Raw genomic sequence first — 13,488 nt, forward strand, 5'->3', positions numbered from 1 at the left:
TATGTGGAAGGTGATCAGATCACCATCAATGTTCAGTTTTCTGAACGGATTGAGGTAAACGGTCAGCCAACCTTACAGCTGGAAACAGGTACTATTGATCGTTTCGCTGAATATGCCGGCGGCTCGGGTACGGATACCCTGACATTTACTTATACCGTGGTGACCCCTGACTCTGTGCCGGACCTTGATATCCTGTCCAGTGATTCCCTGAGCCTCAATGGCGGCATTATCACCGACCTGGTGGGTAATAACGCGCTGTTGACCCTGCCAGAGCCTGGCTCCGAGCATTCCCTGGCAGCCAATGCCGCGATTCAGGTCAGCACAGACATCCCCTCCATTGCCATTACCGGAAGTGAAAACTTCCTGATTAATGAAGTGATCAGCCTGTCCGGCGCCGGGTTTGACGGTTTGCTCAGTGCCGGGGAAGGGCGAGCCACTGACCTTACCAGCCGACTCGACTGGAGCAAACTGGAGTGGCACGTGGTCGACGGTGACGGCAACGATACTCCGGTGACCTTTGCGAGCAGTGATATTGCCAGTGTGGTGGCGGTCTCGGATGATACGCTGAACATTCGCCTGACCAGCGATAAAATCGAAACGCTGGAAGCCATGACAGGTTTCTCCAATGACGGCAACGGTGACTATCTGTCCATCGCCAGTGGCGGATTCTTTTATAATGCGGCCGGTAACGCGTCCGATTTCAACAGTAGCAACATTTCTCTGGTGTCATTGACCTCCGACGGGCTCGTTCCGGCGGTTTACTCCATCAGCAGTATAACGCCTGATGGTGAGTATGCTGCTGGCAGCACTGTTGTGATCAATGTTGATTTTGACGCTGCGGTTGTGGTTTCCGGAGAGCCTGTGCTGATGCTGGAAACCGGCGACAAGGTGCGTACCGCCCGTTATACCGGCGGCAGCAATACGCAGACATTGACGTTCGAATACCAGGTGCAGGACGGGGACACCAGCGCAGATCTTGATGTTTACGGCAGCAGTGCGCTCAGGCTGAACGGTGGTTCCATTGAAGGACTGTACGGCAACGCAGCCTCGTTGACCGTGCCGATAGCCACTGACAGCAACGCACTGTCCAGTCAGTCGGCCATTATTATTGATGGTGAGGCGCCCGGGGTAACCTTTGCCAGCGCCACTCTGGGGGAAGACGGGATTAATGGCTGGAATCTGACGCTGTCCGGGGATCATTTTGAAACCATGATTGCCTTGGGGGAGGTGTTGAATCCGTCCCTGACCCTGAGTGGTGATGAACTTGGCATTCATTTTGACTGGAGCAAGCTGGATCTGAATCTGATGCAGCCTGACGGTAGTTTCTCCAGCCTCGATATAACGGCTGAAACCGTCAATAAAGTGCTGGTTTATGAGGATCGTCTTGAAGTTATATTTGATGAGGGCGCCGGTCTTATCACAGACAATGCGGGTCTCAGCAGTTTCTCCGGTGATGTTCGTATTGCGGTGGATGCCGGATTTATCCTGGATGCTCCCGGTAACGCTGCCCGTATGGATACTCTGGCGGAAACCGATGTGTCGGTAACCACCTCCGGCGCAACCATTGACCATATAACAGCGGATACCCCGGATGGTGGGTACGGCATCGGTGATGAGATTGTTATCAGGGTACGCTTTAGCGAAGTGGTGGAGTTACAGAATTACGATGTCAGCGATCCGCTGATCCTGCTGCTGGATGACCGCCTGCCAGATGGCCAGAACCCGGTTGGGGGCAATGCAGTGTACGAGAGTGGCAGTGGTACCCGGGAACTGGTGTTCAGACACACCATCAGTGAGGGAGAAAATATTGATGACCTCAATTACCGCAGTACGGATGCCCTGACCTTTGCTTCGGATTTAGGTTTTGCCACGGCCGTTGGAAATTCACTGGTCTACGGCAGCGGAACTGCAGCAAGCCTGACGTTGCCTGAACTGGATAGTACCAGCTCCCTGGCTGGCAGCAGCGATATTAGCGTGGATACTATTGTTCCAATCGCTGAAATTACCGGGGCGGCCTGGGATGAAGGGAACAACCAGCTACTGATACTGGGTTCCGATTTTGACACCTTGCTAAGCAACATAGAATCCACCACGGTGGACCTTACCAGCCGACTGGACTGGAGCAAGATCACCATCGACATCGACAAGGATGACGGTGTCACCCGGGATATTACCCTGACCAGCGATGATGTGTTTTCCGCCAAGCTGGCCGGTAACGAAACCATTGCCATCACGCTGACGGATACCAAAGCCAGTGAACTGGAGACTATTTTCGGTTATCGCGGCGCGGAAGATGGCGTAGATATCACTCAGGGCTTTTTACTGGACCCCTCCCGTAACCCGACGGCACAGGCAGATATTGCCGACCTGACTCTGGATTACAGTGATGTGGCCTCACCACTGGTGACCCGGGTGTCACTGGCAACACCGGGGCATTTCAAGTCCGGTGATGAAGTGGTCATACAGGTTGAAATGAGCGAGGTGGTGAACATTACCGGTATTGATGCCAGTGATGACAGCACCAAGCCGACGCTGGCCCTGGATAATGGGGGGCTGGCGACTTACACCGGCGGGTCCGGCACCTCGGTTCTGCGCTTCAGTTATACCGTAGGTGCTGACGCAGGAGAGAATACCGGCAGTCTGAATTACACCTCGGCCAATGCCCTGACCATGCCTTCAGGCCTGTCTGTTTATGACGGTACGGGCAACAGTGCACTCACCATCCTGCCGGATATTGACAGTAATGACGCACTGGGACAGAGCAGCCTGGGAGTGATTGATATTAATGCTCCCACGGTGTCACTGGTGGACTCTGTAGCCCCGGACGGCACCTACAAAGAAGGGGAGTTGATTCAGATTGAGATACAGATCGATGAAATTGTAGAGGTTGAGGGTGTACCATTACTGAATATGAACACTGGCGGAACAGCGACTTACGCTTCTGGTTCCGGTAGCGATACGCTGATATTCAACTACATCGTCCAGGCTGGTGAGAATGTCTCAAATCTGCGTGTTGCCACAGATGCCCCCTTTGAACCATTTGACCTGACGGCGGGTTCCATACGGGATCTGGCAGGCAATGATCTGGATGTCAGTAACATGCCCGTCAATAATGATGCGCAATCATTCAAGAGTCTGTCCGATATTGCGATTGATACCACGCTTCCTGAGTTTGATTTCCAGGAGGCTTCATTTGCCATCAGACCCCAGAAATCGGGTTCCAGTTTCCCGGCCTTTATGGTGCTCTTGTATGACACTAGCAAGATAGTAGAGACGGAATACGACACCAATATTGTGGGTGGAACCTCAAACCCCATTGAAGATTCGCATCTGATTGACTGGACCAAAATCTACATCGAATACACCGATGACCACTTCAACCGACAGAAGCTTTATTTGAATGATGACGTGGTAGAGCTGGTGTATGGATCATCCTCGCATATATTGGTATCTATCAGTATTGACCTGGATTACGTCATAGAAAACGGGGCGCTGTCGACCTGGGATTACAACACCACCGGGGACGTGGCCCACGCGGATGAAACGGGTCACAATCCTAACAATGACGGAGTGACTGGCTTTCATACACGATTTGTTATGGAGTCGGGTGCTTTGCCTGATGCCGCTGGCAATATTAACGATACCGCCATTGTTAAAGACCTGAATAATTTCTATGACCGAACCAACAATGCATACTGGACAGATACTCAAGGTTCTGCTGCTGTCAGTGGTGCTGAGTTGCTAAGGGCACTGCTACTGCCGGAAGTGACCAAGGTAAGTTTTGCCAATACGGAGAACCAGTTTTATCGGGAAGGTGATGAAATCACCATTAACGTGCACTACAACCAGGTCATGCGGGTAAGAACCCACGGTGACTGGCCAGAACTGCAGCTGAGTAACGGCGCCACGGCGACCTTTGACACCAGCACCCTGAATAGCCGGGAGGCTCACGATGCCGCCGACAATACCGCCTTTGCCGGGCGAGTCCTCAAGTTTACCTACACGGTTCAGGCCGGTGATGATATCAGCAGCCTTGGGTTGGAGGGTGTATCGCCTCAAATTACCCTGAACGGAGCCTTTGTCGAGCACGGTTACGGTTTACACCAGTTGAATGATGGTATAGGTGTTGACAGGGATGATCCGAGCTCTGGCGCCTGGGATCGTACTGCTGATCTCGGCCTGCCAGCCGAGGGTGATGAAAACTCATTGTCTGCCCAGCTGGAGGTTGCAATCAGTACAACGCCGCCAGCGGCCACCATTACCGATACTTTTTATGATTCTGTTACCGGCTTGCTGAAGATCGATGGTTCAGGCTTTGAGGAGATTCTGGTGGGTTCTGCCACGGTTGAAACTGTCAGGCCAGTGCTTGACTGGACCAAGCTGACTTACAAGGTCAATGGCACGGATGCCCTGACCTTTACTGAAGATGATATAACCAGTGCCAGGATTCTGGGTGACAACAGCATTCTGGTCCAGTTCTCGAGCGTGAAAATGGACGCGATAGCAGCCTTGACCGCAGGTGATGTCAGTGATGATCTGGTGGACATTGCTGCAGGTCTGGTCAGGGATCTTGCCGGTAATGTCAGCACCACCGATGGCATAACGGGTGTCGCAGTGATCGCCGCTGACCTGAAAGCCCCTGAGCTGAATCAGGCCATGGTTTTGGGTAATGATCTTGCCCTGATATTTGATGAAAGTCTGGCAGGTACGCCGGCAGTCGATGAGTTTACGGTTAAGGTCAATGGTGCTGAACGAACACTGACAACCGTTGATATAACCGATAATACGGCGACATTGACTTTTGATGGCGCGGCAGTGACAGGCAGTGATCAGGTGATATTCGACTACAGCGGCAGCAGTCTTACTGATGGCGGTGGTAATACTGCTACCACCATTAGTGGTGGTGTAGCCGGTTACAGTCACAGCACCACTACGGGAGTGGAAACACTACTGGGTGATATAGGTGACGATATCTTCACCGTTGATCATGATGACACCACGGTGACCGGTGGCAGCGGTGCTGATGTCATACACCTTAATGTTTCCGGCAGCGCCAACGATGTGGCAGACCTGATTATTACTGATTTCCACGCAGATGAGGGCGATAAGCTGGTTCTGGATGACTTGCTCGTTAATCCTGATAACAGTCTGGACGATTACCTCCACTTTACCACTGAAGGCAATGATACGGTGATGGAGGTCAGCCCTCAGGCGGATGGCGATGTTTCTCAGCGAGTCACCTTTAAGGACGTTGACCTGTTCAGTCTTGGCAGTACTGACAGTGATATCATTAACAATTTACTGGATAACGGTAATATTGATCACGGGGGATAAGGGAAGCGGCAGGCTGTCAAATACCCTTTGACGGTCTGTCATTAGACGTTTCACCGGCACGCCTTGACAGTGGTACCTGTTCGTGAAATCTTCTTCAGCCCGTCCACCAGAAACATGACCAATAACCAGCGACTAAAATGGGTCTTTAATCCGATAATAACTGACTAAACCCAATCCCTGAGAATTGACTCTGATTTCAGAGATAAGTTCACTACTTTATAATGGAGACGATGGATGTCTGAAGCGTCTGCTGAAGAAAAGCTGAAAAAAACCCCTTTATATGATCTTCACCGTACCCAGGGAGCCAGAATGGTTCCCTTTGCTGGTTATGAAATGCCTGTGCAGTACCCATTGGGGGTCAAAAATGAGCATCTTCATACCCGTAATAAAGCCGGGCTTTTCGATGTCTCTCACATGGGGCAACTGAAACTGTCCGGTAACCATGCGGATCGTTTTCTGGAAACACTGGTTCCCGTCGATATTATCGACCTTCCCGTGGGAAAACAGCGTTATGCACTGTTTACCCATGAAACCGGAGGTATTCTCGATGACCTGATGGTCACCCGCTATGATGATTGTCTTTATCTGGTGGTTAATGCAGCCTGCAAGGAGCAGGACATCTGCCATATCCAATCCTGCTTACCGGATGATATTGAACTGGAAATCCTCAGCGACCGTGCATTAATAGCCCTTCAGGGGCCCATGGCAGCAGAGGTAATGGCCAGAATAATACCAGACGTCGCTGACATGGTATTTATGGATTCCCGCCAATTGCACATTGATAGCGTCCCCTGTTTTGTCAGCCGTTCAGGTTATACCGGAGAGGATGGCTTTGAGATTTCTATTCCCGAAAAAGAGGCTGACCGAATTACCCGGTTATTGTTTGACCAGCCAGAAGTTGAATTAGTCGGGCTTGGTGCCAGAGACTCTCTGCGGCTGGAATCGGGTCTCTGTCTCTATGGTCATGATATTGATGTAAACACCACGCCTGTTGAAGCCAGTCTGATCTGGGCTATCAGCAAGAATCGCCGCAGCAATGGCGAGCGGACAGGAGGATTTCCGGGGTCAGAAAAAATTCTGAAACAGATCGACACCAAACAGGTGTCCACTAAACGTATCGGCCTGATCGGAAGCAGCAGAGCTCCGGTTCGTGAAGGTGCAGAACTGGTTAATGAACAAGATCAGGTTATTGGCCGGGTCACTTCAGGAACCTATGGTCCTTCGATTGAAGCCCCTGTTGCCATGGCACTGGTTAAGGCTGATTATGCAACACTGGGCACAGAGGTGTATGCACTGGTCAGAAGTAAAAAACTGCCCATGACGGTTAGTAAAATGCCCTTTATTGAACAGCGCTACTTTCGAGGTTAATCAGCGCGGTTGATTTTCACTCTACGACTACTGCTGGCTGAAACCTTCAAGCCAGCAGCCTTTCGCTTTAGGTCTGCTCTTTCGTCTTGTACTCATCACCACACAAAAAAGCATAAATATGCTAAAAAAAGTGAAAATCAATGATTTCACATCGCCCAAACAGAATAAAAATTCAGAAGACCTAATAATAAATCAAAAAAATACGTCTTTCCCCTGCTGGAAAGTTAATATTTATTAAGAAATAATGCATAGTAACCCTGAACAGAATTTAGTCAGAACCAGCAAAAACATCTGACTTCACCATTTACTAATGCCGGCAGCCAATTTCCGATACTTCCTGACTCTGTTATTAACTGGACAGGAAATTTGAACGATTTGAATCATACTTTTATGCATGACTGAGTTTGAGGAGCCCAAGGCTTGTTATGAAGCAGTTTACAGCCGTAAAAAAGAGACAGACCAGCCTTCGTAACTGGTTAACCTTTTTAATTCCGTCCTTGATTGGACTATTGCTATTTGTAACTCCGATCAGTTTCGATGGTGAGTTTACCATTCCTGTAGCACTGCTGGCCGGTGGATTAAAAGCCGTCTTCAAAGAACAACTGACGACCATAATTACCGTTATTGTTACCTTTACCGGGTTGATGACCATCATCACCAAAGCCTTCCTGCCAAGATTGGTTATGAAGCGCCCCTTTCTGGTGTCTCTGTTTGATATCACACCCATCTGGTGTCTGGTCAGAATTGCCGGAATGATCTTTGTATTGCTCAGTTATTTTCAGGTTGGACCAGAATCCGTCTGGTCTGATGTGACGGGAGGCATGGTATTGAATGACCTGATGCCAACACTGTTCTCCGTCTTTATTTTTGCCGGACTCCTGCTTCCCCTGTTGATGAATTTTGGTTTTCTGGAGCTGCTGGGCACCCTGATGACCCGAGTCATGCGCCCCGTCTTTAATCTGCCAGGACGTTCTGCCATTGACTGTATTGCCTCATGGCTGGGTGATGGCAGTGTTGGTATCCTGATGACCAGCAAACAGTATGAGACCTCTTACTACACCCAACGGGAAGCGGCTGTTATCGGTACTACCTTCTCCGTGGTTTCCATTACCTTCTCTCTGGTGGTCATTGCCCAGGTTGGCCTGGACCATATGTTTACCCAGTTCTACCTGACCGTCTGTTTTGCCGGACTGGTGGCTGCTTTTATTGTTCCCAGGCTCCCTCCCCTGTCCAGAAAAAAAGATGTTTTTATCTGTGGCAGGGTACGCAGTGACGATGATGAGATCATTCCTGAAGGTACCAGCGCTTTTGCATGGGGCCTGCAGCAAGCCCTGGATAAAGCAGCAAAGATAACCAGTCCGGTGAAGGTTATTCAGGACGGTGGCAAGAATGCCATCGATATGGTGTTTGGGGTGCTGCCGGTGGTGATGGGTATTGGCACCATTGCACTGATGATTGCGGAACACACCCCCATTTTTCAGTACCTGGGAATGCCATTCCTGCCATTACTGGAGTGGTTACAGATACCGGAGGCTCAAGCTGCATCCACCACGATAATGGTTGGCTTCACCGATATGTTTGTGCCTTCTATCCTGGCGGCGTCCATCGACAATGATATGACACGGTTTGTCATTGCGGCATTATCACTAACTCAGTTGATCTACCTGTCTGAAGTCGGTGCCCTGCTGCTGGGCAGCAAGATTCCGGTAACCCTGATTGAGCTGTTTATTATCTTTATTCTCAGAACACTGGTAACACTACCGGTCATTGCAGGGATTGCTCACCTTATTTTCTGATCCGGAATAGCTGATGCGTACCCCATAAGTTTGAGGTACGCACCGGACTCATTTAATCAGCTTGGCAACTTCACGAAACTGTGGCGCTTCAGCCGTTTTTATCAGCTCAAAAAGAGCCATCTCAACGGTGGTCAGATCTGCGCCCAGGGCACACATTTTATCCAGAGCCACCTCTTTGCTCTGCAATGTTCTTGATGAAACCGCATCGACCAATACTTCAACGTCATAACCTCCCGTCAAAAGATCCATAGCCGTCTGATAGACACAAATATGAGCCTCTATTCCAGTTAACAGGACCTGCCTGCGTCCCGTTTTTTCAAGTGCTGAAATAAAGTCAGGCACACCACAGGCACTAAAAGATGATTTTCGCACAGGGCTGAAATCAGATAATTCGCTGGCCAGTTCAGGAATAGTATTACCCAGCTTTTCTGGCAGCTGCTCCAACCAGAGAATTGGCATATTCAGCAACCTGGCCCCTTTAACCATGGTTACAATATTATGAAAAAGCGATTTATGTTCATGCATCAGGGTGGCCAGTTTCCCCTGAACATCAACAACCACCAGAACCGAACTCTCAAGATTCAGCATAAACATTCCCCCTGATTAGCTTGCCTGATGACAATGACTTACCTTTTAACAATACAACACGCGTTATTAATTGTTAACTTTCGGTATTTATTGATCCATGTCCATTTTTTAATCGCCTGTGGCAAGTATATTTGAGATAGCTTCTGAAGAGGCTAATTCAAGCAGGATCGCTTCAACAAATAAACATTATTAATGGAGTTCCAGCCATGACCAGCGTCAGCAATTTAAACGACACCAAAGTTGATATGGATATCAGGTCAACCGGGTTAACGGAAGCCATGGACCATTTTCAAAAACTGCAATCCCTCGCCCAGAGAATAGAAACCGATCCTTGTACTATCGTATGCGAAACCCGACATGATCAGAATGACACATTCATTCACGCCCATTTTGACTTTTGCTGTGCCGTTGAAAAAATTATTTTCCAGATGAACTGCCAGTTTTACAGCGAGTACCGGCTGCATTGAGAATGTTTGGCTCCGACTAAACAATGAGAGGGGCCAGCAGGAAACCAAAAAACACACAAAGAGAAATGCAGATAACACCCGGAATAAAGAAGGAGTGATTGAAAACCAGCTTGCCGATTCGGGTAGAGCCCGTCTCATCCATCTCAACCGCAGCAAGCAGTGTCGGATAAGTGGGCAGAACAAAAAGAGCACTGACCGCTGCAAATGAAGCAACAGCGGTAACCGGGTCAACAATGGCCAGTGCTGCTGGCATCAGTGCCCGGGTAGTCGCCGCCTGGGAATACAGCAGCATGGAGGCAAAAAACAGCGCCAATGCCAGCAACCAGGGATATTCATCCAGCATATCCCCGGCAAGTGCCTGAATGTTCTCAAGGTGTTCCCCTACAAATGTATTGCCCAGCCATGCAACACCAAGCACACAGATACAGGCACTCATTCCGGACTTAAATGTCTGGGCATTAAGAATCTGGTTGGTATCAATATGAGAAACAATAGTAATCAGGCAGGCTGCACTGAGCATAAATGCAATGATCGCACTATCCCGGGGTAGCACAGGATCTTCGATGATCCCCACTTTATCACTGACCAGCGTTGCATAAATCACCACCGCCAGAATGCTTAAACCAAAAATCAGCACTGAGGCCCTGGCCCCTGGCTTGATTGAAGTTTCAATATCCTCCCGGGACTTAATGAGGCCTTCAGATAACCGCTGAAGATACACTTCATCCTGGTGAAGCTCAGTCCCCAGATAATTACAGACCACCGATGTCAGCATAACAGCAAAAAACGTCGTCGGAATACAGATAAAGAGCAGCTCAAGGTAGTCAACACCGAAGGGTTCCAGCAAGCCACTGAACACGACCACTGCCGCTGAAACCGGGGAAGCAGTAACCGCTACCTGAGAAGCGATCACTGAAATACTCAGAGGACGTGAGGGGCGTACACCATTTTCCCGGGCAACTGCAGCAATAACCGGCAATGTTGAATAAGCAGTATGACCAGTACCTGCCAGTAAAGTCATGCCGTAGGTGATTGCCGGAGCCAGAAAGGTGACATGTTGCGGCCGTTTTCTCAGCAACTTATCTGCAAGATGAACCAGATAGTCAAGCCCGCCAGCTACCTGCATTGCAGCTACAGCACCAATGACTGACATAATAATCAGGATGACATCCACCGGAATAGCCCCCGGATTCAGTCCAAGCCCCAGGGTTAAAACCACCACGCCGACAGCACCGGCAAAGCCAATACCAATACTGCCCAACCTGGCTCCCAGGAAAATAAATGCCAGTACAATACCCAGCTGTAACCATGTCATGCAAACTCCCCTGAGAAATCGCTCTCAAAAAAACAGATCCATGGATAGATAGTTTAAGATAAGAGTCGTTGTTTATCTTAATACTCAACAGGAGGAGGAAATTTAATACTATGCATGGTGTCTTCAAATTCCGGTTCCCACATTGAAGGAAAACCGAGTGATGTAAGCAGGACACCCCCCATAAGAGTGGCAGTCAAGGGGAAATAATTACCAACATTGAAGTTTCGCATCAACAGATAAGAAACCGATGGGGCACCGATAAACATCATTCCGGGCACCAGCCATGAAAATGAGCGTTGCGTTGTGAAAGCAATAACCTCCGTTGTAGAACGAACAGAAGCCTCAGCTGCCCGACAGAGATTTTCCGTGTAAACCCTGAACTTAGTGGTATTCGGGATCGGTTTGATGACCTTCTTCCGGACTGTTCTTGTGCGCTCGACAGGCTCCAGCATTCTGTTATCCTTTGTTCCCCAGACGTAAGTTTCAGGATGTTCATAATAAATTTCTGTTTCATCTTCCTCTTCAATAACCTCAATATCTTTAGTTCCTCCCTCATGCAAAAGAACCTCACAATAATTCCAGGCAAGCGGTATGGGTCCCATTGAAAAATAGCCTTTCCTGTCTACACGAACAATTTGTCCAGTTCTGAATGAGCTTCGCCTGGTTATTGTTTTATTCCAGTGAAACAGGAAAGTTCTGTCAGACTCTTCATACCTCCCAGTCATTTTAAAATAATCAGTATCTTCAAAATCAACGACTTTATGAACATCAGTTACCAGTTTTTTAGTCGCATAATAAAAACCATATAGAGAAGCGAACAGTGAATTTTCTTCATCCCAAAGCTCAACTCTCGGCAAAAATGGTTTTACAACATCAATAACCACCAGCGAACTCTTGTGTGTTTCTGACATTGTTTTAGCCACTGCACTTGTCTCCGCCCCCAAACGTTCTACTAATACCGGATGATTATGATATGTACTCTCAATAACACCAGGGCTCCGCACTTCTGACCCCAGTTTAAAATCAGTAATGACATTCTTGACAATTATTCCATAAGGCCCGCCTACTAATGCATAAGGCCACTGGGTAGTACCGGTACTTTCCTTGACCATGTTGTCAAATGTACCCAGCATGACACTATCCATATACCTCATGTAGTGTTTCCCCCGTCGAACCGGGTCAATAATATGGTGATTAAAAAAACCCTGAGACTCACTAAAAAAACTGGAAAAAGGAGTTATTAACGAGTCCATCATCAAATCATTGAAAAGATACTCTCCCCCATCAGCAATACGATTAAATAATGGTGACTCAGGATAATTCCTGGAACGAACTGATTCTTTGTAAGAATTCGCAACCTGATCTTCAATCTTCTCTGAGTCATATTCTTCAGAATCATCATCCCAGCCTTCTAAAAAGTCGTCATCATAAATAGAGTGAGAGTCATTGATACTTCCACCATCGTCATCAGAAAAAGTCAGGCAAGAAAAACTCGACATTGATAAAATAAAAACAATAATAAACAAGTGGATATTACAACCTTGTCTCATCACATACCTCAATGACCGCAATTTATTATTAAAAAAACGCCACTCTTCCACCATCCATCCATGTTTGAAGCAGACTCTCAAATTTCAAACCAGCTATTAATAAATATTTATAAATAACCAATGAATATTAAGACCCATTAGGCAATACCCATGAGACAGCTAACACGTAAAATTGTTCCATTTTTAAATGACTGATAGAATGCCCTCCATAGTTACATAACAAGGCAAGAGATCGATGGAAGCCACTAACCTCACTCCAGCGCCTATATGGAGAAGAGCTGCTGCTATGTTGTACGATTCTCTATTAATTCTGGCACTTTTGTTTTTGGCAGGTTTCCTTAACCTGTTTGTCCAGGTTATGATTTTTGGCGCCGAGCAGTTAAAAGCAATGACAGAACAGGGTTATAACCTGGGGGGGGGCTTTTTCTTCGCAGTGCAAGTGATCATTATTTACGGTTTTTTTGGTTTTTTCTGGACTCGATCCGGCCAAACACTGGGCATGAGGGCCTGGCGAATAAAAGTTGTGAATAATGAAAACAGCTTAATCACTCCAAGACAAAGTGTTATCCGTTTTCTCATGGCGATACCCGCCTTATCCCTTGCCGGCACAGGGCTTCTATGGGCATTCATTGACCGAAAAAGACGAAGCTGGCAGGACATGGCTTCATCATCCAGAGTTATCCTTTTAGAAAAACCAGCTAAAAAATGCAAGTGAAGAAATAATAGTTTCCAGATATCACTACACACCGTCATCCCCGCGCAGGCGGGGATCCACTGCTCGAGATAGACTCCCACTCTCGAGATGGATTCCCGCCTGCGCGGGAATGACGGAGACTGATACTTTCTACAATACTACTTCCCTGGCATTAACCCGTTTATAAACAACACCTGACAAGCAGTAATTTCTTTATCGTCAGGTACTATTGCTTCACATAGCTATGCAGCCCGTCTCAATAAGACAGCCCCGGCAAGAAAACATATCAGGATAGGAATCAGCACAGAAAGTATGGGCGGGAACCCGAACACCAGACTGGATGGCCCCATCAGATTCTGGACAATCATAAAGACGA

General features: G+C 48.1%; 8 protein-coding genes. 5 read left to right on the plus strand and 3 right to left on the minus strand.

Translation table 11 applies throughout. The features are described from left to right. The 3 genes from RM811_RS18075 to RM811_RS18085 form a co-directional block, all read left to right on the plus strand. On the plus strand, nucleotides 1–5,334 hold a 5,334-nt coding region (locus RM811_RS18075), incomplete at its 5' end, for a type I secretion C-terminal target domain-containing protein (protein ID WP_402527108.1). Between the two features lie 234 nt (nucleotides 5,335–5,568). Continuing rightward, entirely contained in the window at nucleotides 5,569–6,702 is a 1,134-nt protein-coding gene (gcvT, locus tag RM811_RS18080; protein WP_402527110.1) for a glycine cleavage system aminomethyltransferase GcvT, read from the plus strand. 425 nt (nucleotides 6,703–7,127) lie between these two features. Beyond that, nucleotides 7,128–8,498, plus strand: coding sequence for a YjiH family protein (locus tag RM811_RS18085; protein ID WP_402527112.1), 1,371 nt, complete (start codon nucleotides 7,128–7,130; stop codon nucleotides 8,496–8,498). Nucleotides 8,499–8,546: 48 nt separating this feature from the next. Here the strand turns inward: RM811_RS18085 and RM811_RS18090 are convergent, their stop codons facing one another. Continuing rightward, a complete protein-coding gene (locus RM811_RS18090) occupies nucleotides 8,547–9,086 on the minus strand; it encodes a hydrolase (protein WP_402527113.1) in 540 nt (179 codons plus the stop codon). A gap of 206 nt (nucleotides 9,087–9,292) precedes the next feature. Between RM811_RS18090 and RM811_RS18095 the strand changes: the two genes are divergently transcribed. Then, nucleotides 9,293–9,553 carry a DUF406 family protein gene (locus RM811_RS18095; RefSeq protein ID WP_402527115.1) on the plus strand — a complete coding sequence of 87 codons (261 nt, stop codon included), beginning with the start codon at nucleotides 9,293–9,295 and terminating at the stop codon, nucleotides 9,551–9,553. Nucleotides 9,554–9,569: 16 nt separating this feature from the next. Here RM811_RS18095 and RM811_RS18100 read toward each other — a convergent pair whose 3' ends face one another. Next, nucleotides 9,570–10,868, minus strand: coding sequence for an anaerobic C4-dicarboxylate transporter (locus RM811_RS18100; protein ID WP_402527118.1), 1,299 nt, complete (start codon nucleotides 10,866–10,868; stop codon nucleotides 9,570–9,572). Between the two features lie 77 nt (nucleotides 10,869–10,945). Beyond that, nucleotides 10,946–12,394: a hypothetical protein gene (locus RM811_RS18105; protein WP_402527120.1), complete on the minus strand. Its 1,449-nt coding sequence runs from the start codon at nucleotides 12,392–12,394 to the stop codon at nucleotides 10,946–10,948. A gap of 259 nt (nucleotides 12,395–12,653) precedes the next feature. On the opposite strand from RM811_RS18105, the gene RM811_RS18110 reads away from it, so the two are divergent. After that, entirely contained in the window at nucleotides 12,654–13,133 is a 480-nt protein-coding gene (locus RM811_RS18110) for an RDD family protein (protein ID WP_402527122.1), read from the plus strand. Nucleotides 13,134–13,488 lie beyond the last annotated feature (355 nt).

Source organism: Endozoicomonas sp., assembly GCF_031844845.1.
Taxonomy (GTDB): Bacteria; Pseudomonadota; Gammaproteobacteria; order Pseudomonadales; family Endozoicomonadaceae; genus Endozoicomonas.

Coding starts and splice junctions, on each gene's coding strand:
- RM811_RS18110 (WP_402527122.1), top strand. CDS start 12,654: ATGGAAGCCACTAACCTCACTCCAGCGCCTATATGGAGAAGAGCTGCT.
- RM811_RS18100 (WP_402527118.1), bottom strand. CDS start 10,868: ATGACATGGTTACAGCTGGGTATTGTACTGGCATTTATTTTCCTGGGA.
- RM811_RS18090 (WP_402527113.1), bottom strand. CDS start 9,086: ATGCTGAATCTTGAGAGTTCGGTTCTGGTGGTTGTTGATGTTCAGGGG.
- gcvT (WP_402527110.1), top strand. CDS start 5,569: ATGTCTGAAGCGTCTGCTGAAGAAAAGCTGAAAAAAACCCCTTTATAT.
- RM811_RS18085 (WP_402527112.1), top strand. CDS start 7,128: ATGAAGCAGTTTACAGCCGTAAAAAAGAGACAGACCAGCCTTCGTAAC.
- RM811_RS18095 (WP_402527115.1), top strand. CDS start 9,293: ATGACCAGCGTCAGCAATTTAAACGACACCAAAGTTGATATGGATATC.